Here is a 26,159-nt window from a genome sequence, read left to right on the forward strand (position 1 = left end):
CCTTAACAGCAACAAACTCTCAGCCGTGATCTGTTTGAATACGTTGAATGGCAAAAGAAAATTGTTCTAAACTAAATCAAGAAACGCAAGGTATTAGCAGCGGTACGCCTTTTGTAAATCTCTAATACATACCAGCGTGAGCAATCATCAATCGCCGTATATTGATAGATACCATGAGCAAACAAGTATCCATTTGGATGCGGTCACCAGAAATAGGCCTCTATAGTACTTAAATTTCTTCTTTTTTTTAACTTTTAACTTTTAACTTTTAACTTTTAACTTTTAAGGAGTTTAGCGTGATGGATTATAAGAATTTTATGAATCGTGGCTAAAGAAAAAACATCGCGCAACCTCATCAACTCAGTTTGAATACTTCTGGCACCCATATTACGCTGAATATGCAGATCCATTACCAATTAATATGTTTTGATTTGGAGAGCTTAAAGGTCGTTTGCTTTTATCATTTAACCCTTTTTCACCTTCCTCTAAATACCTGAGATACCACTTTCTAAGCGTTGGCCGAGATATGCCCCATCTACGGCAAACATAGCCTGCATCTTGAGTTTCAATGTATAAATTAACCCATTCTCTTTCTTGAATAACTTGTTTATTCATAGAACATGAGATTATGCTTTAATTGAAACGATGTCTATGAATCAAACATGCCATGCTATGAGATGATTAAAATGAATCTTTAGAGATACCTGCAAGCTATAGAGCTTCCTAAATTTTGAATAAACTCTAGTATAAGCTTGGAAACAAAGCCCTAAATATTATTACTACGGGAGTATCTACTACCAATATATGCGACAGCAGCTATCGTTGCTCCTAAAGTTAATGCCGCAGCTCCCGTTTTCAACATAGGCCACCATGAGCTGTTATTAGCCGGTCTAGCAGGGGGATTTTGTCTGGGCTCTGGTTCCGGAGCCGCTACTCGCAATGGTTCCAGGGCAGCTACTTGCTCGGGTTTCGGAACGGCTACTTGCTCTGGTTTCGAAACGGCTACTTGCTCTGGTTTCGAAACGGCTACTTGCTCTGGTTTCGAAACGGCTACTTGCTCTGGTTTCGAAACGGCTACTTGCTCAGCTTCTGATTCAGGAATAACAATATTAAAATCGGTGATAAGTATAGTTTCAGATTGATTAGTTGATGCTTTATAAAGTGCCAACTCTTCACTATAAGTCTGACTCAGTCTTTCAAGGTTATTTTTAATTTTGGTTATCATTTGTTCAGCATCAGCATCCGCCAATAATGTTATGATATTTCCACGCACATCCTTCTGTGAATTAAAAGCCTCTTCTCTTTTCACTATGAATTCAATTAAAGTATCCAAATTGTCACAATTAATAAATTTATATAAGGTACCAATAAAACTGTTTTTTTGGCTTCCTGTTAAATGATCGAAATGGATGTCGAACTGTGCTGGGGCTGCATTACCTATCTGAATATTTTTCGATTCGGGACCTTGACGAATAGGATGGTCTGGAAGCCCCATTCCTGCATCAACAATTACCGCTTTTGCTCTTGCATGGCCATCTTGTTCAGTTTTAATGACAAATCCTGTATTTCCCCCCGAACCACCCAACCAATCAGGATCCCCCAATATTTTTGCTATGGCAGCAATTTCCATAAGCCCATCGAGAGGATATTCCTTTCCATCTTTGATAACAAACTCTCGGGGTCTATGATGTGTTTCAATATAGTTGACAAAATCTGAACCCAAATCGGAATAATTGTTCAGCATTTTACTCATAAAGGTAATATGATATTTATCATCATCGAAAGTTCCATACTTTGGCAATGCTTGAGAGTAAACATCCGTTAGTTCAACAACGACATTCTCGTCATTCCCTGCATGAGTAAAATGCATTTTAATAAGATTGTTGCAATGATCTTCTTTTTGTAAAGCAATTCTGCTCGGTGGAGTATTAGCCAGTGTTGAATAAAAATCCAGTAGAATCTTTTCCTTCACAGCTTCTCCTGTCCACGTCTCGATCTTTTCGATAAAAGACATTTTTTCATCTCTTAACCGTCTTTCTTCCCTAGTACGATGCACTTCACTCCTGAATTTTGGGACAGACCCCCCACTTTGGCCATAAAAATTTGTTTGCTGATATACCCCATGCTTACCATGAAAAACCTTTGCTTTATTCGTCATTTTTATAGAGAAAATAAATCATCCTATATAGGATATAGTAAAAAAAAACAATTTGGTCAAATTTATTGCTATGCATTTTATTTGAGCTTACTTTATTGGCATAATAAAGGATACTCTTTAAAGAATCACTTGATTTGGCCCCATTAACTTAATGAGTCAGGATGACAAAAGCCGCTATGGTCGATAATAATCTAACTCCATACTTTCAATAGGCTATGTTATTTAGATACGTCGAATATCTTTGCCTTTCTAGATTTAACATTGTCTTAATTTTAATCAGATACAATGCCATTATTTGAAAATTGAGTGCATTATATGACTAAAGAAAAGAGTAGTATGATTAATTTGGGGCTTCCAGAAAATATGGCTATCCAATTAGAAAACTTAAATTCTGACTTTTTAAACCACCATTTCAAAGCAAAATCAGGACTTGAATCAGTCGATTGGGTGATTATTTTTAAAGAAGGTATTCTTTCTTTACATAAAGCAGATAGCAGTCATACAGAATATACAAAAGTAGCAGAAGAACTAGTCGAGTCACGCTTTAGTGCTTATAATCAAATAAAACAAATTAGTCATATCCCACTTCTGCTCTTAGAATTACTGCATGATAACTCTCAGATAGCAGAACAAAAATTTGAAAAATTGACCTTCATTCACGACAAATTAATAGAAATCCATCATCAATTCCCTGCCCATGATAAAACAAGCAATCATCAACTTTCAATTCTGAAACAATCTATTGATTTTATTTCACAGATCATGAGCAAAAAACCGCAATGGAATATCGAAGGGATTATACAGTTATATTCTAGTTATTTAAGCAACATAAGCAACTCACTAGAGTACAACAAAGAGTTCGTTACAAAAATTCAATTGTCTCGATTCAATGATATTACGCAAGAATGGATAGATGAACAAGGATTAGACTTGCACGCCACCCGGGCTATCCTTGTTGCAGCTCATGGACCGCGCCCTGGTCTTATTGAATTTCAATATTATATAGATCTTTTCGCTAAAATTGGAATCGTGGATGCAGAAAATGAGAGGGTTTATAATTTAGAGCAATTGCCTCAACATTTTTCCTTGCTCACGGATAAGGATTTAATTCAAGATTTTTTAGCTGTTTCTGAAAAAAATAAAGTAATAGGCACTGTTTTTGCTGATGATCCTAAGATGATGTTTTCTGATGTTTTAGCGCAAAAAGCACCTGGGGTATTGCATGCTTTACCAAAGCCAGAAACCAATCCTCTCAGTTTATTAGGACATTCCAAATCAGAAAAAGGTATTTGTCCCATGAGAACTCAAAACTCAGAAATGAACCGATTTTTCTCACACCCTTCATCCACGGTTCTGTCGAAAATAGAAAACCAGGATTGTTCAAGTCCAGTGAACACTTTCACAAGTTATTTTTGAGAGCAGCTATCGATACATTTTTTCCATGCTGGTTATATACAACAAATAGCAAATACAAGAGCTGGCAACGGCTCTCGCACAATAGCTACCCACCGATTCTGCAATAGAAACGTATCGGGCTTGCATCCGCCCATAATTTTTACACCTTACAATGCAACCTAATGAATCATAGAAAACCGAAATTATCAGCTTAGAGCGTTTTTGAAATAGAATTTAAAAATTCAGACAAATCATCACGAATAGCACAGGATAATTGTTTTTGAGAATAATGAGGCCCTGAGGCATGGCATTTATTAAAAAATGAAGATTTTTCTTTAGGTCTGTTTTTATCTTTCAAAACATTTTCCAATACAGTTGGCAAAGATTTAAAAGAACATTCGCATTGAGCACTTTCCTGAAAAGCTTGAAGAATGGGATCTAATTCTTCTCGTAAAGTAAACACTAAATTTTTTGGGAAAAAAATATGGCTGCTAATCAACTTGTCCAAAATTTCAATTAAATAATCAATTTTAGCATTCAAATCTTCGATACTATCAAATTTATTTTTATAAAGTTCTTTTTTATTGGTTAAAACCATATAATCGTATTGGCCAGTTAATTCTCTATCGGGAGCAGAATAGGAAAAAGAAGATGTAATTGAGGGCGAGTTATCTTCGTTTAAATAGATTGATACACTATCTTTTATCCTACCCTGTAATCCTAGATCATAAAGCTTATTTTTTGAGTTCAAGGACACAATATGAGCACCTCCTCCTATAAAGATAGGCAGAGTATCTTTACTGCAAAAACTATTGATTAGTTTAGAAAACTCACTGTTAGTAACAATAATACGTTCGGGGCTTTTTTGATACGCCTCCATTTTTCGTATAATTTTTTGCGTTATCTCTTTGCTTTTATAAGAACTAAAAGGGTTTGATTTTTTATTTTCTGCACCTAATACGGTTACTCCCACAGAGAAAGAAGCATAAATCAACTCATAGGTATCTATTGACTTTTCCTTTAAAAAGGATGCTTTTTTCAGTGGATTAACATTCCCTTTAATCGCACTTTTTAATGCGCTTTTTAAGGCAGCATTTTCTGCTTGATTTAAACTCTCACTAATGATTATGATACGGCGTGGTGAGTTAGCGAGAAGATCCAAATTGGATAAAATAGCGTCCACAGTAGGACTAATATTATGAGTTTCCCCAATTAAAATACTTGACACCGAGTCATCATTTATCAACGAACTTAATAACGCCCGAAATGATGAATTGGTATCTTTTATATGAGCCCTAGCGTCTGAAGAGGATAACATTTTGTGTTAAAAATTTATTCATAATACTTAAATATACATCATTCACTCTTCCAGGTCGAATAATTTTTGCACATATTTGTTGAAAAGTCTTATAGGATGCAGGCTTAGATCTTCGGCCTGCCTCTTAGTCACAAGTTAGAAATTCATGAGAAAAAGTCAGATTTGGATAGGGAATACTTTGGCCTCTTAAAATACCAAAACCACATCTTTTGTGTTTTGCGCTTCTTCTAAATGCTCCTTAACAGGATAGGTTTTTTTAGCAAATAAATCTGACAAACTATCCATCAGCAAACGCACATTTTGTTTATCAGGCACAATACAATTTTTCTTTTCCAGGTTCATGTCTCGATCTTCAGCTTTAATACGTCTCCTTATATGATTTTTAATCTTTTCATCAAAAAAAGGATTTTGCTCCATTTGGAATATTTCCTGATCGATTGAGTTTTGATACTCCGCCGCAAGTTTATTGACTTGCTTTTTCAAAGTAGATGCCTCATCAATCATTTTTACCTTTTCTGTTTTAAAAAAAGAAAAAAATTGCGATAGAAAATTATAAATTTTGACCAAAATAGTATCATGTAAATGAATAAACTCCTTTAATGTCTCTCTCTTGCTCTTAAGATCACTAAGAAAATGTAAATTCTCTTTTATATGAACCACTAATTTACTACTTGCCTGTACAGCTTCTTTTAGCGCGTCATTTGCTTTTTGTAAAACAACGAGTTGTTCCGAACTTTCATGAGTAAGGAGCTGCTTAATCTTTTCATCTTGATTAAAAAACCGATTATTTATCGCAATAATTTGATTTTCTTTTTTCTCTAATTGCTTTTGCAAATCAGACATACACATTTGTGCCAGTTCTTTTAATTTGGTTTTACAATCGCTATCTAAAGTAGCGGGTAACGTAGATGAAAATACATCTTGAATCATTTGCGGTGTAGCTGTTCGATAAGCAATAGTAAGCGGCGAAACTACCCAAGAAAGCCCATTAACGACTCCAGAAGACAAATCAGGGGACGCAATCGCTATCTCTAATTGCTCTTTCTTTTCAAGTAATTGTAATTTTGCGACTCCTTCAGTATTCTCTAAAAGAGTTTCATATAATTGCGGATAACTCGATATAAAATCGAGAAAATATTTTCTTCCAGTAATTTTTCGATCATTATCTTGTGCTGCTGAAATTAACTTGTTGATATTTTCTATCTTTGCTTCAATTTCAGCCTTTTTATTTCTCAGTTCAATTAAATTTTCAATACCTGAAGAAACCCTATCTATATCCTCTTCAAATGCAACAAGACTTGTCAAAATATCCTTTTTTTTCGGCTTTGTTTCTATGGGATAAAGAATAGCTGATTGTGGACGTTCACGAAGTAAAGGCGTTTGGCTCAATACTTTAAAATAACGCTTATTTAAAAGTAATTTAATCGATTTTAATGGATCATCTTCAGCTTTATCTGATCCTATTTCTATTTGCTCTATTTGTTTTAATTGATGCTCCTTTTCTTCGACTTTTTCTAAAAAATAGGCAATCTTGAGCTTCATTTGTTCAATGTTAATAATAAGAGACGCCACCATTTGCATCGACCAATCAAGTTCATTCAGTGACAGTCTTATAATATGAAACAACATATAAGAAGAAAAAATAAAAGCCTTATACTGTTTTTTATCCGTAAAAGGTACGTTTTCTATGGTGATTAATTTTTCAATTGTTTCAATTAATATGGTAATATTTTGCGCAGTATCTTTTTTCCAATTATCATACAATTGAGTCAATGTAGTACTTAAGCGAATAAGTAATTCTTTTTCTTGAGCAGCGGTCTCTGGTAATTGTGCGATTGCTTCATCTATAAATAATTTGGTAAAGACCGCCGTGGCCCAAGAACGAGAATTATCCTGATCAAAATCTTTAAATTTAGATTCAGCTTCAGTTTTGATTACTTCTAGCTTATCTACAGAATTCACATACTCACTGATAAGTAGCGCTATCTCCAGAATCTGGAGCTCATCATCCGATTTAATACCGCGCCATTGCTGAAAACGTTCCCTTTTACTTAGCATATTAACTCAACTCAGTTGATTGGATATATCCCTTACAGAGAAAAATTATGTCATTAAGATGAATTTTATACAATATCAATGAATCAATTATCAATATCACTTGCTTTACGGTTCACACTTTCAACGCGAGTATTTTCTTCAATAAGTTGATTTATTAATACATTTCCATATCCTATCCAGGAATTTTTTTTGATGGTTGTTCCAGGTCCAACGACAGTAGACACACCAATAAAAGCATTATCCTCAATGACTACAGGAGATAAAAGAAGTAAACCACCAATATCAGAATGACAACTGATTGACACCTGACTTGCCAAAGTGACATTTTTCCCAATACTAATCAATGGACAATCGACAAAATCGATATCAAACGAATTCATAATTTGAAAAGAAACTTTTGCCCCCAGGGCTCGCCAATAAAAAAACTTAATGCAATGAAATGACTGGAATAAAGGATTGAGACCCCAAATTTTAGCAGAGCGAGACAGGGCAAAATGGCAAAACCAGGCAAGCATCATTTTACTAAGCTCACGCTTATATCGTCCTGGTTTTAGAGTAGGTAAACATAACCTAATCGCTGTGATAATAATAATAAATGAAGCAAAAAAAACAAATGGCGCGAAAGGTAATACCAACCATGTATGTGCGTAACCGTGATAAATAAATAACCCAGTTAAACTAAATGCAGCAACACCAGGCATCAAACTCAATAAAATAGAGATTACATCGCTCACTATTAAAAGAGATAGCGTTAATTCTGTTTTGCGAGGAGCTTTTTTAGTTTTTTTCTCAACCATAAATATCTACCTTTAAATAGGATTGGTGAAACTTCTTTTTATCTCATATTAAATCGATTACTTCTCAAATCATACCTCTCGGATAACTTGTTGCGAAATTAATCTAGGTTTTGTTTGTGCATGGTTATCTGCTAATAATTGCTTGAGTGGCAACTTCAACCAAACCATAGGAACAACTTCTTTTACAACAACACTATGTGCATAAGGCTCATTAACCTGCATTAGTCCTTCATGCAATTTAATTAATAGGGAATCGGGTATTTCAACCGTATCATCAGTTACTAAAACGATCCTATTTCCTAAAAGATTACGCGCAAAATACCAATGAGGAGCCATTTCAAAAGAGACATCGTCGAGTACTTTCAGTAATTCCTGTCCTGTAATGGAACAACTTTCCAATTTAAGCATCTGCGTTTTATAGCAAAATTCAAGTCTAGGCGCTCTATTTAAGAAACCTGTGCATTTCAATACATCCTTTAATTGATAACGAACAAATCCCATCGCCGTGGTTAAAAAAACCTCGTAACTCTTTCCTTGTTCTAACTCCCAAGATTGCAAGAGATTGTTCTGATTTATCTCTTTACCTTCCTCAATGAACTCAGCAATATGTGCACCAGGATGTAAGATTCCGCCAAGTTGATTATCTATAGGAACAGTAAGCCATCCTTCAGTAGCTGAAAAAGTTCCATCAACCAAGCAGACCCCAGCTCCTAAGCGTTGTTGTAATTGCTGTGCAGGATACTCACAAAGTCCAGAAGCCCAACATCCCGCAAAATTCATTGCAGGCCAAAATTCTTTAAAAGTACTTGGAGAACCTTGTGCGAGCTGACGCAAATACTGCCTTCGCTTATTATTAATACGAATAGGTGACAAAAAATCAGGAACTGCTTTTTCACCCAATAAATAAGGTAAAAATTGCTGAAAATTATTAACACAACGCTCAAAAAGAGCATCGATCACCATAGGTGTAACCGCAAAAAATGCACTAAGATCATAGGCTAATGCATACAGCGCCGACCATTGCTCATAAACCCCAGCATTATCAAATACTTCATCAGGCATTGCATAAAAACGTTTAATAAAGGAAGGTAAATGGCGATAATTAAAATTACTAATCCAACCTGAAGGAATACCCGCTGCAGAGTTCTTATGAGCATCTACAGCAACAAGATAGAGAATTTTTTCTTTAAAAAAACCAGGAAATCGTTGCGTTAATGAATAAATATAAGGGGCCATTGTGCGCTGAAATTGTTTCTGAAAAGAAGCCGTGATTGGAAAAAACTTTCTTACTCCAGAAGTACCTGAAGTTTCTGACCAAAATATTAATCTTTCCCCATTAAAAGGCTGAATAAGGCTTTGTTGTGCTGCTAACAGCTCTTTTTGATAATCTTCATAAACCGTAATCGGAAAATCATCTAAATGAACATTCTGCTTGTGATGTAATAAAGGTTGCCAATAGGCTGATTGTTGCAATAAAGGCACCGTTTCTTGAGTCCATAATCGTTTCCGAGCATGTTCAGGCTGCATGGTATCCTCAATAAAAGCTTGATACTTTTTTTGGGTCATTGCCGCAATTAACATTCTTTTCCAGTTCATACTCAAGACTCCACCAATTTATCTATTTAATCGGGTATTTGTGCAGGAAGCACTGAGAATAATTTATTCTGTTGATAAAAAACACATAATTTTTTTGCCATAGATTCTTGCAATCTCGGGTCTATTTTTGAATTTGCATGGAGTTTATTAAGAATTAACTGAATAGCCAATTGAATCCAATCAAAATCGAGGGATTCTTTACAAAGTAATTCCTGATTAAAATACCAAAAGTGCAAACAACAGCTGGCAGCAAAAACCCAACAATATTGTTCTGCCAAACGAAAAGCAGTCAAACTACGTGGCTCTAATTCTTTTTGTTCTTGCAAATGCATTATCTGTTGATCAAGTCTATCAATTTCATGACGAATAGCAATGATAAGCGGGGTAAGTTGTTCTGATTTCAAGATACTTAACCCAGCAAAAATATTATCTTCCTCATGCATAAAAAGACCCAAATCAATGATGTTAAATGCAGGACATCCTTTTTTAAGATCAAAAATTTGCTCCAGTAGCATGAGTTGATTTTCTAGACAATTTCCTCTCATTCGTGCCTGGGGTAATAAACTGGATGCAATTAAAGATAAATTAACTTGACTACTCCCATCAAATAATCCAACTACTTTAATATCACGCCTTATTTTCTGAAACATAGCCCATTCAGTGGTGCGTAAATAGGCACGAGCACCCAAAACTAATCCACATTCTTCAACAATGTCTTCGGTCATTTTAGGAATGAGGAACTTTATAATTGCAGACCAGAAAGATAATTTTTGAGGCGCTACTGAGCCTGCGCGTGCAATGACTAGCCCCATACAATCAGCAATAAGTAATTGAGTAAATTGCTCCCCTAATCGTTGTTTCACTACAGGAATTTCATAAGCAATTTTACTGTATAAAGATCTTTGCAAACTAAAAGAAAGAGCGAGGCGTAACGCTGTGTCTGCAGTCCCCACAGAAAAAGAAGCACATAATGCCCTTGAAACTTGTAATATTTTATAGGCGATTTCTAAACCCTGTTTTTCTTTGCCTACCAGCGCATCTTGGGGTAAAAACACTTTATCCAAAGAAAAACCACTAATGTCTAACCCTCTGACTCCCAAAGTAGTTAACTTGGGTGTGGGAGTAAATCCAGACCCCACAACAGATTTATCTAAAAGAAATACTGAAAAACCTAATGGGCCACCTTTATCATGAGTACGGCAAAGAATACTGACAGCATGGCCTAATGTGGCAAAATTAACACACCATTTTTTTCCAGATAATTGCCAACCATCATGAGAAGCTTTAGCCGCTACCTCATTAGCCATAACATCTGAACCATGCTCCTCCTCAGTCAAAGCAAAGGCCACAATGTCACCACGTCGAAAAAGCGCAACTATTTTTTGCTGTTGTTTTATAGTTCCAGCCAACCAAAGAGGCAAAGCGCCTAAAAAAGGCAAACCTACTGCAATTGCGGTAGTTAAATCCCGCCTACTAATTGACTTAATCAAAACATAAATAGAATCAAGCGAATCCAGCTTTCCTCCCAGTTCAGCAGGAATTAAATACTCCATAAAATTCCATTGCTGAATGAATCTGATTTGCGGCCAAGCAAGTAGCTCTTGCTCATCATAAGCTAAGCTTTGTTTAAAATTAACGGGGGTATTTTGAGTTTCAGGATCACCTAAATAAGCTTCAAAAGAGTGAATTAATTGCATCAGCTTAGTATATGAAGGCATTATACTCCTTAAATAACAAGGTAAGTCGACAAATTGTCAGCACAAGAGTGTTCCAAACAACGCCCTAAACTACACAATAGAATGTCTTGCGTCGTTCAAATTATCCATCTTAAGGTATAAGTATTCTAAATGTTGTGCCAAACGTCCACGCACTTGATTGGGAGTAATAATTTCATCGATTAAACCGGAAGCAAAAGCATCTATTAAGGAGGGATTAAGAGCTAAAGTTTCTGACGTGTGCTCCTCAGTCGCTACTTGACCATCTACATGCTGAACTTTTTTAGTCGTTTCTTTACCCATAACTCCCAAGTTTGCAGTTTCCAGAGCTAAAACTAAATCTCCATTTTGGGAAACGGTTTGCATCATTAAAAATGCGGCGGCTCCATAACACTTACGCACAACAACACTCATCCTTGGTACTCGAGTTTGCATTGCAGTACATAAGCGAGCCCCATGCTGCAGTAACCCTTTTTGTTCCTCACGTTTTCCAGGCATAAATCCTGGAACATCAATTAACGTGAGAATCGGTATACGATAAGCATCACAGATACGAATGAATTTAGAGGCTTTTTGTGCCGCCTCAGAATCAATTGCACCACTAAAACGAATACTTTGATTCGCAACAATACCCACTGCATATCCGTGAATATGGACAAAAGCACAAATCATTGCTTGACCATAGGCACTTTTATATTGCCAAACATCAGAGTTATCGACAATGGCTTGGATTAATTCAAGCATATTAAAGGGAACTCTAGGATCGGCAGGAATAGTAGGCATCGAATGCAATGGTTCAAGAACAGCATGTATGGGTGGATGCATACAATTATGTGAAGGAAAAAAATGAAGCATCGTTTTCACATGATTTATTTGTGCTACTAAGCTGTCATCCACAAAATCAGCCAAACCAGTTGTACTCGCATGCATGGCCGTACCACCTAGATCACCCATACTTACTTTTTCCCCAATTGCTTGCTGTACGACCATAGGGCTAGTTACCATTAAATAACTGCGATGTTTGTTAAAAAAAAGCAAATCCATTAATACTGCAGAATAAGCAGGTGCACCAAGTGTTGGCGCAACAAGAATAGCAAATTGCGGAATAAGTCCTGATAAATTGATATTACGTGCAATAACTTGGGTATAACCATCACCACTTAATAAATTTTCTTCTAAAGAAATACCTGGAGAAGCAAGAAATGCAATAATAGGGATACGTAAATCTTTAGCTCTATCCATTAATCGGATAATTTTTCGAGCACCTTGACTGGTAATATAACCGCGATTCACTGAATTATTATGAGCGTATACGGCGACAGGCCTTTGATTTACTTTAGCTAAACCTGTAATTACTTCAGCACCATATCGTACATGAAATTGATTATCGGGCGCATATTCCGCAATCAATGGAATAAAACTATGCTCGTCAATTAGACTTTCTATCCATTTCATCGCAGTTCTATCTGCGGACAATGAAGACATATTTATTCATTTTCAAATAAAATTATATAAAATATACACCTCGTAATTATCTAGGTCAATTTTAAAAAAAAAGGCTATAATGGAACACACATGAGTCAGTCGTTTTAAAAAAGATATAATAAGGGTAAATTATGGTTATTTTGCGACCAAATATTCGTTTTGATGTTAGCGCCACATCTCGAGTTCTACCTAATTCTCCACCGATTTCTAATCTAGAAATTTTACAAAACTTTCCAAGAACATCAGATAAGTCTTTATCTTTTTTAGAAAAGTTTGCCGAAAAAATTGGCGAGGAATTCGGTTTTTATTCTCGCTATTGGTGCCATAAACCATGGGAAGCTATGGATAAGTCAAGGGAGTTAACTGCTGAGTCCCTAGCCACTTCAGCCGTACAAAAGCTAATTACAGATAATAATACTTCTAAAATTCATGCTTTTTTATTGGGCTCTACAACAAATAAACGTTTCACAGGCTCACAAGCGGCTGCGGTTTTGGGACATCTAGGAATTGATGCTCCAGCTTACGATTTAAAAACGGGATGCTCCACTTCATTATCTACTTTGCATCTTGCTTATGCTTTAATGACTCTTGGCTATGAAAATGTGCTGGTTAGCTGTGCTGAAACACTATCCAAAGTTATCGACCCTGAAAATGAAAAAACATGGATTGGATTGGCTGATGGTGCTGCAGCTCTACTTCTGGAAAAAAGTGAAATGGGTGCATTTTCCGTTGAAAAAACCTTTTTTTCTACTGATGGAAAATATGTTGAAGCGTTTACGACCCAAGGTGTTTTTCCACCCACAACAGAACAGTTAGATACGATAGGTTACCATCTAGTCGGTGATGAAACACTCATGAAAGAACTCGCCTATAGTAAATACAAGCAAATGTTAGCTCATTTATTGCCCACAGAGGAAGATAGAAAATCCATCACCTGGATTATTCCTCATCAAGTAAATCGCAAATTAATTACTCAAGTTCTTCAAGAACACCATATGATGAACAAAACAATTATATGGGACGCAGACTCCATTGGTAATATCGGTGGCGCATCTATTCTCTATTCTTTAGCAAGAGCAGTAGAAGAAAAAATTTTTGACAGACCTGGAAAGATACTCCTGATGAGTGTGGGTGGAGGACTCTCTTATGCGGGACAAGTTTTGCAATATCATACGAATTAAGGATAGAGATGAATAAAGAAATAATCCACTGTCCATCTCTAGTCGATGTTGTCCGACTTAGAGCTCAAAATACTCCAAACCAAGTAAGTTGTACTTTTATTAATAAAGATTTAGAAGAGAAAATGACTTATTCTGATTTGGATCAGCAGGCTCGAGCGATTGCTGCTGTATTACAAACTCGCGGTGCTCAACCTGGAGATAGAATTTTATTGTTATTTTCTCCTGGACTTCCATTCATTCAGGCTTTTTTTGGTTGTCTTTACGCAGGATGCATTGCTGTCCCCATTCATCCCCCTGCTCAAAAAAAACTACTTGAAAAAGCACACCGAATTATTAGTAATGCAAAACCAACATTTGCAATTATGACCTCAGATCATGTGAATAAATTTAGTGATTCAGGCCCAGAAGAAGTACCTCATATTGATAACATACCATGCATCACCATCGATGAAATAAAATTAACACAAAGTACTGAGTGGCGCCCCCCTAAGATTAACAAAGATACCATCGCCTTCTTGCAATATACTTCAGGCTCTACCATGCATCCAAAAGGAGTGATAGTAAGCCATAATAATTTACTCGATAATTCACATAAGATATACCGCGCTTATGCTATGAGTGATGAAACAATATTTTTTAGTTGGCTTCCTCCTCATCATGATATGGGATTAATTGGCTGTATTCTGACGCCTATTTATGGAGGATTTCCTGTTTTTATGATGTCTCCATTCTCTTTTTTACAAAATCCTCTGTCATGGTTGCAAAATATCAGCAAATACAAGGCAACAATTAGTGGTAGTCCTAATTTTGCTTATGATTATTGTGTCAAACGGATTAAAGAAGAAAAAAAACAAGGATTAGACCTAAGCTCATGGGGGATTGCATTTAACGGCGCAGAACCCATTCGCAAAGAAACTCTGGAACATTTTTACCACGCATTTAAAGATTATGGATTTAATAAAAATGCTTTTTATCCCTGCTACGGTCTAGCAGAAGCCACTTTATTTGTAACGGGTCACTCTCCTTTTACTCCTTACAACACGCTAAATTTAGCCAAAGAGCACTATCAAGATCATCGCGTACATTTTGCTGAAGAAGGAAGTCCTCAGAGCCATAGCTTAGTCGGTTGTGGGAAGTTGATTCAAACAGTAAAAATTGTTGATCCTGACACCTTGACTCTTTGCACTCATGATCAAGTAGGTGAAATTTGGGTACAAAGTGTTAGTGTAGCGCATGGTTACTGGGAGCAAGAACAAGAAACAAAGCATGCGTTTCATGGAAAAATCAAAAATGATGCGACACATCAAGAATACTTAAGGACAGGCGATCTAGGCTTCATTCATGCAGAGGAACTCTATGTCACGGGTCGTATTAAAGATTTAATTATTCTCTATGGCAAAAACCATTATCCGCAAGATATTGAATACTCTATTTTGCATCATCCGGTACATAAACTTCTTGGTAAGTGTGCTGCTTTTGTAACACAAACCGAGCATGAATATGAACTTACTGTGATGTGTGAAGTAAAAAATCGTTTTATGGAACCTAACGAACAGGAAGGGTTATTCAATACTGTTTTTGAGCTTGTTTATCAAACACATCAACTTGAAATTCATCACATAGTTCTGATTCCACTCAAATCCATGCCTCATACAACAAGTGGTAAAATTCGACGTAATTTTTGCCGTCAACACTTATTGGATAATACACTTCCTGTCGTAGCTACTTGGAAATTAAATAAGGCTGAGGAATAAAGCATGCAATTTCTGGCTCAAGGCTCCCCCCATAAAATAGCATTAGTCTGTGAAAATCTAAATTTAAATTTTGGTGAATTAGCCGCAGAAATACAAAAAATGTCTTTGCAATTGAAAAAACTTCCTCCAGGAATGCTGGTTTTGCAAGCAAAAACTCATCCTCTATTTGTCATTCAATTATTAGCTGCTTTAAATATTGGCAAACCCGTCGCGCTCATTTCTCATCAAGAATACGATCAGCAAAAAAGGACTATTTTAAGCACCAACATGACCATTAATGATGATGGTGGGCTTCTAGATTTGCAAGAAAATAGTCATAATCAGCACCATCCAGAATTAGCTCTGGTGCTCTTTACTTCAGGTAGTACTGGACAAATGAAAGCAGTTCAACTTTCTTTAAGCAATATTGTTGCTAATTGTCATGCAGTGATCAAAGCATTAGAGTTTGACAGGATAAACAATCAACTATTGTTTTTACCTTTATCATACTCCTTTGGCTTACTTGGTCAACTACTCCCTGGATTAATCGCTGGAATAAAAACACAATTAATAACCCAATTTACGGACATTAAAAGCCTTCTAGAAACTGGGGTAGTTCCTCAAATGTGGAGTGGCGTACCCTCTCATTGGGTCGCTATGACTAAAATGGCAGCCCTCTATCCCGACAGTGCAGCAAAAATAAAGGCTATAGTTTCTGCCGGAGCTCCTTTGACCATACATTTACGTGAACATCTTATCCGAACATTTCCTAATGCTCTAATTTATAATAATTACGGTTTAACCGAAGCATCTCCACGCGTTTTAACTTATTCCAGTAACGACCCGTTATTTCTCAAAAATTACGCAGGATATCCAGTAGGTGATTGGCGAGTACGCTTATCAGAAGAACAGGAATTGCTCATTCAAGGAAGCCAGCTTATGCTCGGTTATCTTGGGGAAGAAAAGACACCAAAAATCAAAAATGGTTGGTTTTACACAGGAGATTTAGCAGAGATACTTCCTTCAGGCTTGGTAAACATTAAAGGTCGTCTGGATTATATAGTCAATATAGGTGGCGAAAAAGTAAATTTAATTGATATAGAGCACAAAATTTGTCAATTTGAAGAAATTAAAGAAACCATTGTACTCCCCATAGCTGATGAACTTTATGGTATTCGTTTACTTATCTACTTGGAACGAGGGACGTTCAGCACAAATAAGACCGAGCATATGCTTACTGAACAATTAAGACAACATTTTTTACCCCAAAAACTTCCTATTAGTGTGCAATTATTAGAAAAGCTACCCCGTAATCAACATGGAAAGCTTGATAGAAAAGCACTACTCTTAAGCACTCACAAGGAATAAATACATGCATACTCAACGAATTCGCAACGCATTAGAACGAATTGGTTTAACCAATCTTCCAGAAGACACACACGCTAAATTAGAACATGGCCGGCTCGATAGTTTGATGTTAGCCTTATTAATTATTGAGTTGGAGCGTGAATTCAAGATTAAAATTCCGGTAATGCCTTTAGTTAAAGAACATTACGAATCCATAGATAGCATTGCCAAACATTTAATCGATTTGGGGGCCCAATGAATATTTTAATCACGGGAGGATCTTCAGATATCGCCCAAGCTATCACCAAACGACGTCTACAATTTGGGGATAAAATCATTATAACCAGCTCTAATCAAGAAAGCTTAAATAAAACATTGGCCCACTATACGCAACAAGGTATGGATATCCAGGGTTTTGTGTATCATTTTTCCAACCCAGAAGCCAGTCAAGAAGCGCTGCAAAATCTACTCCAGGAACCATTAGATGGCATCATCTTCAATGCGTTTACGCGTGTAAGTCAACTGCGCAAATTACACGCTTTATCTTATCCTTCATTGCGTACCTATATTGATGACAATTTGCACGGAAATATTTGGTTGATTCATCAGTTATTACCTTCTTTATTAGCGAATAAATTTGGTAGGCTCATTTTGATTTCCAGTCTTTCTGCCGTCACAGGAACTAGCCGTTATGGTGCATACTGCACAGTTAAAGCTGCTTTAGAAGGCTTATTTTTAAATTTAGCAGTAGACTATAGCGCACAAAATATTTTATCCAATATCGTGCGTGTTGGATTGATTAAAACATCAAGAACAGAACAATTCTGGAAAAGAGAAGCTTACCAAGAAAAAATGGCGCAAATTATTCCTCAAGGCAGGATGGGAGAAACAGATCAAGTCGCAGAAGCCCTGGATCCTTTATTGTCCAAAACTTCATTTATGACAGGCTCAGTGCTCACCGTAAGTGGTGGTTTACCACTCATGCGCTCAGAAGGAATATTATCATCATGAATTTGTTATGTGCAGAAAAAAACATTTATCTTAAAGGCCCATTTACTGCATTGCCAGAAAAGATAATGAGTAACCAAGATGTACTTAATTGGATGAATAGCACTCAAAGTCCCACTCTGATCAGTTTCTCAACCGGAATTAGAAATAGACGCTGGGTCAATGAGGATCAAGCATGTAGTGATTTGGCCGTACTTGCAGCAGAAAAACTTTTTGCGACAAAACCTTCCGAAAAAAACAAAGTCAACCAACTGATACTGGCTACAATTTCAGGAGATTACCTTGCTCCCCCCACTAGCCCTCTAGTGCAGCATCGCCTTGGACTACAAAATATTGGCGCTTTTGATATAGGGGCTGCTTGCGCAGGTTTTGTCGTGGGTTTACATACAGCTGTGGCTATTACTCAGGCAAGCCTGGGAAGTGTTTTATTAATCGCTAGTGAAATTCGCTCCAAATTTTTAAATAAAAATAATTTTGCGACCAGTGTTCTTTTTGGTGATGGGGCCGCTGCTTGCATTATTTCTACCGATAAGGAAAATGCAGATTTTCGTTTTATTGCCTCTTCTTTATTTGCTGATGGGGAAGTCGGAGATACGGTATCTACTCCAGCAGGAGGATCACGGTTGCCTGCAGCAAATTGCACCAATTCAGAGCAGTTTTACATAACCATCAAGGAAAATACGGCCTTATTTGTTAAAGCAGTGCATGGTATGGTAGATGGAGCTCAAGAATTTCTCAAGGCATTAAATCTTTCAACTACAGACATTCAATGGTTGGTACCTCATCAAGGAAATAAGAACTTAGTTTTGTCTGTAGCCAAACAATTAGGTTTTCCTGAAGAGCGTATTATCAAAACGGTTGAAGAAACGGGTAATACATCAGGTTCCAGCGTAGGCATTGCTCTTGACTATTTACGTGAGCACGCAGATATTAAGAAAAAAGATAAAGTGCTCTTGGTTGCCGCAGGTGGGGGTGGAATTGCTGCCAGCGCTCTTTTAGAGGTCATTTAAAGAGTTCAATTAAACCAGAATTGAGCTAAGGGCGTTCCTTTGTAATGCCCTAAATGAACATTAAAATACTCCTTAGCCGCTTTTTTCTGATTTGTTTGCAATAAACAAAGCAAATAAATTTGCGCTAAAATTTCAGATTGCGCGTCACTGCCTCCAATTTCTGTACGCCTCGAAATACAAGGTGCCATAAAATCACGAGCAGTTTGAAAATCATTAGTAACAAAAGCATATATCCCTTTACTTAAAGGTAAAATTACCTCTTGCCAAAGTGTTCGACTATATCCTTTGGTCAGCGTTCTAACGTATTTTTCAACAGATAGAATAGCTTTTTGCACCTCATCTTCGCACCCTAAACGTGCAAGACAATATACATAATGAACTGTATTAAAACCCGTATAATGAGTATAAGGATTCTCACCCAGATAACCGGCAATAAGTTTAAGCTGATTTAATTGAGGAAATCCAGCCATGTCCAATCGCCATAATAACGATAGAGCATCTATTTGCTCAGTAATCACCTCTGGAGAACAACCAAAAATAGTAGGATATAAGGCCATTACCTTTTCTTCTTGCCGTAATGCAAGATAAAACAAAGCTAAATGCCAACTATTATGACCTCGTAAAAGTGGCGAAATTTCCTCCCAACTTACTCGAAACGTCTCTAAAACAACAATTCCTTTTGCCAAATTATTGGTATTAAGATAAATGTGAGCTAGGGTATGATGCGCCCATGGCGTGAGTGTTTCGAGTAAAAGAGCTTTTTCAGCCAAACATTGTGCTTCTGATAAATGCCCCGATAACTCAGCTGCAAAAGAATGCATTGCTATAAAATGAGATTCATCTTGATTATAAGGAGCAATACGCTCACAAAGTGCTAAATAATGATGACTATTGTATGCTTGCCCAGTACAGTAATATAACCATTCAGCAAATTTTGCGGCTAAAGTATCGCGTGGATAAATCGTAGTGAGACCCGATAATAAAGTTAAAGCACTTTCATAATCCAAATTCATCCAGGCTTTAGCTACTTGATAAATTAATTTTTCTCTTAAATTTGCTGAATACAACAATTTTTCAGCGTGAAATAAATGTTCCTTTGCCATTTCTGTAGTAGGATTAGTTTGACCATAAAGATAAAATGTCGCGGCATACACTTGAAGAAGCAAATTATCAGGATATTTTTTAACTGCCTCTAAAATTAAATGAGGTTCTTTGCCTGCGCCTAAGATTTGGTGATGGAAATGATTAATGCTCTCTATGACTTGGAATAACTGTGTACTTACCAATAACCCGCGCTCGGTTTCCATATTGTTTCCTAACAAAAAACTCTCCTCCCTTATTTAGTATATAAGCCTTTTGCGATAAATGGAGAATTATAAATAAATATAGAAAAATAAGATTAAAGAAACTGATTTAATTGCATCAATTAAAGTCATAAGATAATCTACTTGCTCAAAATAAGAAGGGAAACACTATGAAAAATAAAATAGAATTATTCGAGTTTTTAGGTCAATTAATTGATATTCAAATTAAAAAGTATGTTGCATTAACTACTGAAAAAGTGATTCACGATGCGCGCTATAATGCAAAACTCGTCTTCGCTGAAATCAATGAATTATTTGGATTTGCAGAACAACTGGTTGCTGATATGGAAAATCCTGCAGCAAGTAAATTAAATAACCCCAAACATTTTGATGCTCTTTTTAACCAAGTAAAATTTTACTTAGAGCAAGAGCATACAAGGATTTATGCCGGATGGATACTTGATGAAAAAAATTCAACAACAGAAGTTGAAAAACAATTAGCTCAACTCCAAAAAATAGGAGAATCTGCTGGAATTGATTGTTCATCTGCCTCTATAGCAGTGACTCAAACACAAAAATTATGCGAATATGATAGTGCTCAGATTGCTTTTCAAGTTTTTGATCTTGTTAAAAGAATTAAAGAAAATCCAGAGATGGATCTAGATAGTACAATACCAAGACAAGCACAAATACGATTAAGACATAATGCCAAAACACGTTATAGTGAAAAAGAGTTTGCAGAGTCTATTAATGGGATACATACAAGATACCTAGAGTTTTTTGAACAGTCCGATCTCGAAAACAATCACAGTACCTTATCTAAAGAAGAAACTGGGATTTATGAAGAAAAACATAGGAATCGATGGGGAAGGTTACTAGAACGTTATCAAACTATTATCCACTCCGCAACCCTTGATGAATCAGATAAACTTTCTCCGGAAGCTCCATCTCAAATCAGTACTAATGAAGAGCATCAAATCACTATTCCTCCTACAGAGAAAAAAGCAATAATCCCTGACTCTTCAAATGGAAAAAAACCTGAGTCGAATGGTTTTTTCAGAAACTCCATATTCTATAGCGGATTAGCTATTGCAGGGGCGGTAGCTGTTTGCATGTTGATGGCATATTTTACTAAGGGTAATAAAAGCGACTTAGGTACCCTTTTAAAACCCTCATAAAAAATCAGAAGTAAGGAAGTTTAAAACTAAGTTTATAGTGTTAATTGAACTCCTGAGTTATGCTTTGCTACACTCAGGTTAAATTTATAGACAGAACTTGCCTTGATGCGAAATGATTCTATTTGGCACATCTTATAAATTAATAAAAGTTGGGCCATTAGACATTTTATGCTTGAGTAAAATCAAATATATCCTTATAAGTATGAAAATTCATCGCATCATCTTCAGTTACTGTTAAATTATATTCTTCACTGAGAATGGCGAGTAGTTCTACAATTTTTAAAGAATCTAAATGCAAGTCCTCTATTAAAGCAGTTTCATCATGAATTTCATCTGCATTAGAGCCAGATAACTTGGCAATAATATTCTTTAATTCACCCTCAGTAATTTTCATAAATACCCCTTAATGTTCTTGAGAGGCTAGATAATACCATGAAACTAAAGAGCTTACCCCCAAAACGAGAAATATTGTCGCTAATGAATATTGTCCATACCATTTACCAAGCGCAACGATACCCGTAGATAATGCTGCGCTTAAATCCTGCATACAAGCATATAAAGCACCTACCGTGCCTGCCATATGCGGAAAAGGGTGGAAAGCGCCTGCAAAGGCATTAATAAAAGTAAAACCAACTCCCATACTAAAAAAAGAAACGGGAATCATGATGGATAAAACATCTTTCATCCCTAAAAAAGCCAGGCAAAGCATGGTGAGACCACCAATAATCATGAAAATTATTCCAATAAACACCATATGAGATACTCCTTTACCCATCACCATTTGGCTATTAATTATCCCACTTACACAAATTGCTCCTGCAATAAAAATAGTTAATTGGCCAAACTCTATGGGACTTAATCCTAAGACATCTTGAAAAAGAAATGGCGCAATTGCGAGATAAGCAAGTAAACCTGCGCAAGCAAAGCACGCGCATAATGCATAACCTAAAAAAACTTTCGAGCGCAATAACGTGAAGTAATTATCCCGCATCACTTTTATTTTAGTTGCTTCTGGATTAAGATTTTTATTAGTTTCTGGAAGACTAAATAATGCAAAAAGCCATATGACGATACCAAACACAAATAAACACAAAAAATTAGTGCGCCACCCAAAATGTTCTTGAATATATCCACCTAAGACAGGAGAGGCAACCATAATAAAAACACTTACGATGCCTACATATGAACCAATTTTTGATAAAACTCTATCTGTAAAAAGATCACGAACTAAAGAGCGCCCTACTGAACCACAACAACCAATACCAAAACCTTGAATAAAACGACCAATGATTAAAACAAAAACTGTAGGTGCTAAAAAACAACATAAGCTTCCCAAAATACTTAAACCAACACCAAACATTAATGGGGGTTTGCGGCCAATTTTATCGGACAAAGGACCATAAAATACATGTGAAATACTTAATCCAAGCATAAAAAGAGAAAGCGTTAATTGAATTGATGCTTCATTCGTATTAAAAACTTTAGTAATAGCCGGCAATGAAGGAACATACTGATCTGTAGTCATTTGCATCAATACCATAAGCATTAAAACTACAGAAACCAACACAGGCTGTAATGAGACTTGTTGCATATTATTTTTTTCGTGCATTAAAAACCCTTTCCAACATAGTTATGCGTTAATTCTTATTTCACAAAAATTAGATCATACATAACACTAAAACAGTCAAGCAACAAAAAAAACCGGCAAACCAAATTGCTGATCTTAGCGAAGCCATATCCATTATATAAAAAAAGCTATAAATGATTCGTGAAACAATATAAATAATCGCCAAGACTTGAACTGCTGTGCTCACATGATTTGTAGCAATTGCAGCCAATGCAGCAATTGCAAATACAAGCAATGACTCAAAACTATTTTGATGTGCAGCTACAGCTCTTGCACCCATTCCTTGTAATCTAGCCTGTTGCAACCTTGGATAATGATTGTCGTATCTCCCCTCTTTTTGCATAAAGCGAGCAACAACGAGCTTTATAAGATAAGGCAACAGCGTTGCAATAAACAAACACACAATTAAAGTTGTCATTATCCAATCTTCCTGAAAAATTGAACCATCATAACGGTAATGTCACCCCAGTACAATGATCTCTCGTTTATAAATGCCTAGCTCAACCGCCTTAATTCTCTAAAGAACATCAGTTTACTTGACATAGAACACTTCCTACCATTGAATCTCTTCTGTTATGATAAGTTTATCAAGCAGTTATCATTTAAAGGATTAATACTATGGTGCAAGAGGAATCAAAAAAAAAATCCAAAGGTCATATCGTTTTATCATCACATCCCGCTGGACATACAGCCGTGCCTTTAAAAATAAAATGGGGCGCCCAAGATCCTAAAGAGCGCGGTCCAGTTATTGCGTCGCTCACTAATATAAAAAATCGCAATGCTGTGGGTACTCATTCTGGATCATATTCTGTTTACCGAGCACTTGCTGTTGCCGCAGGAGTTTTGGATCCTGAACATGTTCCTGATCTGACCGATACCACCCCGCCAGTTGCTATAGGGCCACACCCTCAATGGAGCGGCACTCAGAAAATTATTTCTCTTGATCCATGGGGGCATCTCGTAGCCAGCGTATTCGCCGAAGAGATTAAATCAGGATATGATATTCGACCAACAATCGCTGTGACAAAAGCACATATTAATATTCCTGAACTACATACAGCGATACAAAAAGGCCGATTAAAACCAGATGGAAAAATATTAAAAGAATCAGGTGATGTCGCCGTTACTAAAGCAGCAATAGAACCTGTCTGGTATCTACCAGGAATTGCTGAGCGCTTTGGAGTTTCAGAGTCGCGTTTACGTCGCACTTTATTTGAACAAACAGCAGGAATGTTTCCTGAACTGGTTACACGTACCGATTTGGATGTTTTTTTACCCCCTATAGGCGGGTTAACTGCCTATTTCTTTGGTGACGTTACCACCATACATGACCCTAAAATTGAACTTACTTGCCGTATTCATGATGAGTGTAATGGCTCTGATGTTTTTGGTTCTGATATTTGCACGTGTCGACCTTATTTAGTTCATGGCATTGAGTTATCTATTGAATCCGCACAAAAAGGTGGGGCTGGGTTGATTGTTTATAACCGTAAAGAGGGTCGGGCTTTAGGAGAGGTCACTAAATTTTTGGTCTATAACGCCCGCAAAAGGCAAAAAGGGGGTGACACAGCAGCCAAGTACTTTGAACGAACAGAATGCGTCGCTGGGGTTCAAGATATGCGTTTTCAAGAATTAATGTCCGATGTCCTACACTGGCTTGGCATCACTAAAATTCATCGTTTTGTTTCCATGTCCAATATGAAATATGACGCCTTACTCAAATCAGGCATTAATATCGCAGAACGTGTCACCATTCCCGACGAACTCGTTCCACCAGACGCACAGGTAGAAATGAATGCCAAACGAGCAGCAGGTTATTACTCCCCTGAGCGTATCGTAGATATCAATGAATTAGCAAAAACCAAAGGACGTGATCTCCATGAGTAATGAGCAACAAGAAATTGACCAAGTTATTGCGACACTTATGGATCCTCGAACGATCCGAATAAGGTCACAAGCAATTCTCGATTTAATAAAACACGATAAATCAGCATACTTCGTCTTAGAACCTGAAAAAATGACCAGCACTGCATCCTTTATTATTGATGTGATTCAGGATAACTATCCCACTTTAGATATTCCTTATCATAGTCGGTGGCGACATTTTGAGGCCGGAGGTATCGATCGCATAAAAAAAATGCAAGAACAATTAAGTTCCTTATCCATTGAGGAGCGTGGAAAAATTCTTTATGAACTCGTTATTATCAGCGTATTTTTAGATGCGGGTGCGGGCCAATATTGGAGCTACCAAGAACCAGAAACAGGAGTTACTTATTCACGTTCAGAAGGCTTAGCATTAGCTAGTTTATCACTTTATCAAAAGGGTGTTTTTAGTTCCTATTCATGTGAACCCTTTAGAGTAGATGCAGCACGCTTATTGACCCTTAGTGAACACGAGCTTCAACAAGGTTTTCAAGTCACCCAAAGCAATCCTTTGGAAGGTATTTCCGGACGGCTCGCCTTATTAAATCGATTAGGATCACTCATACAGCATGATGAGCAACATTTTGGCAAAGACCACCGATTAGGTAATTTTTTTACTTACATCAGCTCATTAGCAAGCCATAAGCAGCTTACAGCAACACAAATTTTTCAAACAGTACTGAATACATTTAATGCAGTCTGGCCAGCGAGGCTTTTATTTCATGGTGTTTCCCTCGGAGACGTTTGGCAACATAAGGCATTAAAAACCAATGAACTGGGTTCTGAATATATTCCATTTCATAAATTATCCCAATGGTTAACCTATTCATTGATCGAACCTTTAGAACAGGCTGGAATTTCAGTGACGCATCTTGATGAACTCACTGGATTACCTGAATACCGAAATGGTGGATTACTTATTGATAGTGAGTTACTCCGTATAAAAGATAAAAAAGATCTGGAAAAAGCACACTTACCTGATGCAGAAATTATCGTAGAATGGCGTGCCCTCACTGTAGTTTTATTAGATGAGTTAGCTGATTTAATCAGAAAAAAATTACGAAAAAATCAGACTGAATTACCCTTAGCTAAGATTTTGCAAGGTGGCACGTGGGAAGCAGGACGGCGAATTGCCAGACAAAAACGCTCTCTAGGCACTCCTCCTCTCCAAATTATTAGTGATGGAACCGTTTTTTAATCAAGAAAAAAGTAGGGTCTGTTTCCAATTCGCTTGCTTGAGTCAAAATGCTTTGATTTTCGAGCAACGACGCGCAGCATACACGAGTATGTGAGCATCGTAGCATTTTGGCCAAGAAAGTAGAATTG

General features: G+C 36.7%; 22 protein-coding genes. 10 read left to right on the plus strand and 12 right to left on the minus strand.

The features are described from left to right. Positions 1-387: 387 nt before the first annotated feature. Entirely contained in the window at positions 388-615 is a 228-nt protein-coding gene (locus tag Lsan_RS05280; protein WP_083505082.1) for a helix-turn-helix domain-containing protein, read from the minus strand. Positions 616-766: 151 nt separating this feature from the next. Beyond that, complete coding sequence (locus tag Lsan_RS05285) at positions 767-2,056, minus strand: hypothetical protein (protein ID WP_157068286.1); 1,290 nt, start codon at positions 2,054-2,056, stop codon at positions 767-769. Positions 2,057-2,473: 417 nt separating this feature from the next. Here Lsan_RS05285 and Lsan_RS05290 point away from each other — a divergent pair, with 417 nt between their 5' ends. Then, a complete protein-coding gene (locus Lsan_RS05290) occupies positions 2,474-3,574 on the plus strand; it encodes a hypothetical protein (protein WP_058513466.1) in 1,101 nt (366 codons plus the stop codon). A 190-nt stretch (positions 3,575-3,764) separates the two neighbouring features. Here the strand turns inward: Lsan_RS05290 and Lsan_RS05295 are convergent, their stop codons facing one another. The 6 genes from Lsan_RS05295 to Lsan_RS05320 all read right to left on the minus strand — a co-directional run bounded on the left by Lsan_RS05295 (position 3,765) and on the right by Lsan_RS05320 (position 12,522). After that, positions 3,765-4,781 (minus strand): hypothetical protein, encoded by a 1,017-nt coding sequence (locus tag Lsan_RS05295; RefSeq protein WP_237762044.1) that lies wholly within the window; start codon positions 4,779-4,781, stop codon positions 3,765-3,767. Positions 4,782-5,057: 276 nt separating this feature from the next. Next, on the minus strand, positions 5,058-6,929 hold the full coding sequence (locus Lsan_RS05300; protein ID WP_058513467.1) for a hypothetical protein: 1,872 nt from the start codon (positions 6,927-6,929) through the stop codon (positions 5,058-5,060). Positions 6,930-7,012: 83 nt separating this feature from the next. Then, positions 7,013-7,726, minus strand: a complete 714-nt coding sequence (locus tag Lsan_RS05305; protein WP_058513468.1) for a hypothetical protein — start codon at positions 7,724-7,726, stop codon at positions 7,013-7,015. Positions 7,727-7,795: 69 nt separating this feature from the next. Next, positions 7,796-9,322, minus strand: coding sequence for a GH3 family acyl-acid amido synthetase (locus Lsan_RS05310; protein WP_058513469.1), 1,527 nt, complete (start codon positions 9,320-9,322; stop codon positions 7,796-7,798). 26 nt (positions 9,323-9,348) lie between these two features. Continuing rightward, positions 9,349-11,040: an acyl-CoA dehydrogenase family protein gene (locus tag Lsan_RS05315; RefSeq protein WP_058513470.1), complete on the minus strand. Its 1,692-nt coding sequence runs from the start codon at positions 11,038-11,040 to the stop codon at positions 9,349-9,351. 69 nt (positions 11,041-11,109) lie between these two features. Continuing rightward, positions 11,110-12,522: an acyl-CoA carboxylase subunit beta gene (locus tag Lsan_RS05320; RefSeq protein ID WP_058513471.1), complete on the minus strand. Its 1,413-nt coding sequence runs from the start codon at positions 12,520-12,522 to the stop codon at positions 11,110-11,112. A 131-nt stretch (positions 12,523-12,653) separates the two neighbouring features. Here Lsan_RS05320 and Lsan_RS05325 point away from each other — a divergent pair, with 131 nt between their 5' ends. The 6 genes from Lsan_RS05325 to Lsan_RS05350 are packed head-to-tail and all read left to right on the plus strand — an operon-like array spanning position 12,654 to position 18,801. Then, positions 12,654-13,703, plus strand: a complete 1,050-nt coding sequence (locus tag Lsan_RS05325; protein ID WP_058513472.1) for a 3-oxoacyl-[acyl-carrier-protein] synthase III C-terminal domain-containing protein — start codon at positions 12,654-12,656, stop codon at positions 13,701-13,703. An 8-nt stretch (positions 13,704-13,711) separates the two neighbouring features. Next, positions 13,712-15,457 carry a fatty acyl-AMP ligase gene (locus Lsan_RS05330; protein WP_058513473.1) on the plus strand — a complete coding sequence of 582 codons (1,746 nt, stop codon included), beginning with the start codon at positions 13,712-13,714 and terminating at the stop codon, positions 15,455-15,457. Between the two features lie 3 nt (positions 15,458-15,460). Next, positions 15,461-16,804, plus strand: coding sequence for a class I adenylate-forming enzyme family protein (locus Lsan_RS05335; protein ID WP_058513474.1), 1,344 nt, complete (start codon positions 15,461-15,463; stop codon positions 16,802-16,804). Between the two features lie 4 nt (positions 16,805-16,808). After that, positions 16,809-17,042, plus strand: coding sequence for an acyl carrier protein (locus tag Lsan_RS05340; protein WP_058513475.1), 234 nt, complete (start codon positions 16,809-16,811; stop codon positions 17,040-17,042). Further along, on the plus strand, positions 17,039-17,794 hold the full coding sequence (locus tag Lsan_RS05345) for an SDR family NAD(P)-dependent oxidoreductase (protein WP_058513476.1): 756 nt from the start codon (positions 17,039-17,041) through the stop codon (positions 17,792-17,794). Before Lsan_RS05340 ends, Lsan_RS05345 begins: the two co-directional genes overlap by 4 nt. Then, on the plus strand, positions 17,791-18,801 hold the full coding sequence (locus tag Lsan_RS05350) for a 3-oxoacyl-ACP synthase III family protein (protein ID WP_058513477.1): 1,011 nt from the start codon (positions 17,791-17,793) through the stop codon (positions 18,799-18,801). The genes Lsan_RS05345 and Lsan_RS05350 overlap by 4 nt, the downstream gene beginning before the upstream one ends. A 5-nt stretch (positions 18,802-18,806) precedes the next feature. Here Lsan_RS05350 and Lsan_RS05355 read toward each other — a convergent pair whose 3' ends face one another. Beyond that, positions 18,807-20,108: a tetratricopeptide repeat protein gene (locus Lsan_RS05355; RefSeq protein ID WP_058513478.1), complete on the minus strand. Its 1,302-nt coding sequence runs from the start codon at positions 20,106-20,108 to the stop codon at positions 18,807-18,809. A gap of 167 nt (positions 20,109-20,275) precedes the next feature. Here Lsan_RS05355 and Lsan_RS05360 point away from each other — a divergent pair, with 167 nt between their 5' ends. After that, positions 20,276-21,283: a hypothetical protein gene (locus tag Lsan_RS05360; RefSeq protein ID WP_058513479.1), complete on the plus strand. Its 1,008-nt coding sequence runs from the start codon at positions 20,276-20,278 to the stop codon at positions 21,281-21,283. A 166-nt stretch (positions 21,284-21,449) separates the two neighbouring features. On the opposite strand, the gene Lsan_RS05365 is transcribed toward Lsan_RS05360, so the two are convergent. Genes Lsan_RS05365 through Lsan_RS05375 form a run of 3 tightly spaced genes read right to left on the minus strand, consistent with a single transcriptional unit; the run spans position 21,450 to position 23,328 of the window. Continuing rightward, a complete protein-coding gene (locus Lsan_RS05365; RefSeq protein ID WP_058513480.1) occupies positions 21,450-21,677 on the minus strand; it encodes an acyl carrier protein in 228 nt (75 codons plus the stop codon). A gap of 9 nt (positions 21,678-21,686) precedes the next feature. Beyond that, positions 21,687-22,892: a multidrug effflux MFS transporter gene (locus Lsan_RS05370; protein WP_058513481.1), complete on the minus strand. Its 1,206-nt coding sequence runs from the start codon at positions 22,890-22,892 to the stop codon at positions 21,687-21,689. Positions 22,893-22,941: 49 nt separating this feature from the next. After that, positions 22,942-23,328: an MAPEG family protein gene (locus Lsan_RS05375; RefSeq protein ID WP_058513482.1), complete on the minus strand. Its 387-nt coding sequence runs from the start codon at positions 23,326-23,328 to the stop codon at positions 22,942-22,944. Between the two features lie 200 nt (positions 23,329-23,528). On the opposite strand from Lsan_RS05375, the gene Lsan_RS05380 reads away from it, so the two are divergent. Beyond that, positions 23,529-24,797, plus strand: a complete 1,269-nt coding sequence (locus Lsan_RS05380) for a GTP cyclohydrolase II (protein WP_058513483.1) — start codon at positions 23,529-23,531, stop codon at positions 24,795-24,797. Next, positions 24,790-26,031, plus strand: coding sequence for a URC4/urg3 family protein (locus tag Lsan_RS05385; protein ID WP_058513484.1), 1,242 nt, complete (start codon positions 24,790-24,792; stop codon positions 26,029-26,031). The genes Lsan_RS05380 and Lsan_RS05385 overlap by 8 nt, the downstream gene beginning before the upstream one ends. Positions 26,032-26,159: the final 128 nt, after the last annotated feature.

Source organism: Legionella santicrucis (genome assembly GCF_001468135.1).
In the GTDB taxonomy this organism is placed as follows: domain Bacteria; phylum Pseudomonadota; class Gammaproteobacteria; order Legionellales; family Legionellaceae; genus Legionella; species Legionella santicrucis.

Coding starts and splice junctions, on each gene's coding strand:
- Lsan_RS05330 (WP_058513473.1), top strand. CDS start 13,712: ATGAATAAAGAAATAATCCACTGTCCATCTCTAGTCGATGTTGTCCGA.
- Lsan_RS05345 (WP_058513476.1), top strand. CDS start 17,039: ATGAATATTTTAATCACGGGAGGATCTTCAGATATCGCCCAAGCTATC.
- Lsan_RS05290 (WP_058513466.1), top strand. CDS start 2,474: ATGACTAAAGAAAAGAGTAGTATGATTAATTTGGGGCTTCCAGAAAAT.
- Lsan_RS05355 (WP_058513478.1), bottom strand. CDS start 20,108: ATGGAAACCGAGCGCGGGTTATTGGTAAGTACACAGTTATTCCAAGTC.
- Lsan_RS05360 (WP_058513479.1), top strand. CDS start 20,276: ATGAAAAATAAAATAGAATTATTCGAGTTTTTAGGTCAATTAATTGAT.
- Lsan_RS05365 (WP_058513480.1), bottom strand. CDS start 21,677: ATGAAAATTACTGAGGGTGAATTAAAGAATATTATTGCCAAGTTATCT.
- Lsan_RS05305 (WP_058513468.1), bottom strand. CDS start 7,726: ATGGTTGAGAAAAAAACTAAAAAAGCTCCTCGCAAAACAGAATTAACG.
- Lsan_RS05350 (WP_058513477.1), top strand. CDS start 17,791: ATGAATTTGTTATGTGCAGAAAAAAACATTTATCTTAAAGGCCCATTT.
- Lsan_RS05320 (WP_058513471.1), bottom strand. CDS start 12,522: ATGTCTTCATTGTCCGCAGATAGAACTGCGATGAAATGGATAGAAAGT.
- Lsan_RS05315 (WP_058513470.1), bottom strand. CDS start 11,040: ATGCCTTCATATACTAAGCTGATGCAATTAATTCACTCTTTTGAAGCT.
- Lsan_RS05300 (WP_058513467.1), bottom strand. CDS start 6,929: ATGCTAAGTAAAAGGGAACGTTTTCAGCAATGGCGCGGTATTAAATCG.
- Lsan_RS05375 (WP_058513482.1), bottom strand. CDS start 23,328: ATGACAACTTTAATTGTGTGTTTGTTTATTGCAACGCTGTTGCCTTAT.
- Lsan_RS05325 (WP_058513472.1), top strand. CDS start 12,654: ATGGTTATTTTGCGACCAAATATTCGTTTTGATGTTAGCGCCACATCT.
- Lsan_RS05340 (WP_058513475.1), top strand. CDS start 16,809: ATGCATACTCAACGAATTCGCAACGCATTAGAACGAATTGGTTTAACC.
- Lsan_RS05385 (WP_058513484.1), top strand. CDS start 24,790: ATGAGTAATGAGCAACAAGAAATTGACCAAGTTATTGCGACACTTATG.
- Lsan_RS05380 (WP_058513483.1), top strand. CDS start 23,529: ATGGTGCAAGAGGAATCAAAAAAAAAATCCAAAGGTCATATCGTTTTA.
- Lsan_RS05370 (WP_058513481.1), bottom strand. CDS start 22,892: ATGCACGAAAAAAATAATATGCAACAAGTCTCATTACAGCCTGTGTTG.
- Lsan_RS05280 (WP_083505082.1), bottom strand. CDS start 615: ATGAATAAACAAGTTATTCAAGAAAGAGAATGGGTTAATTTATACATT.
- Lsan_RS05310 (WP_058513469.1), bottom strand. CDS start 9,322: ATGAACTGGAAAAGAATGTTAATTGCGGCAATGACCCAAAAAAAGTAT.
- Lsan_RS05335 (WP_058513474.1), top strand. CDS start 15,461: ATGCAATTTCTGGCTCAAGGCTCCCCCCATAAAATAGCATTAGTCTGT.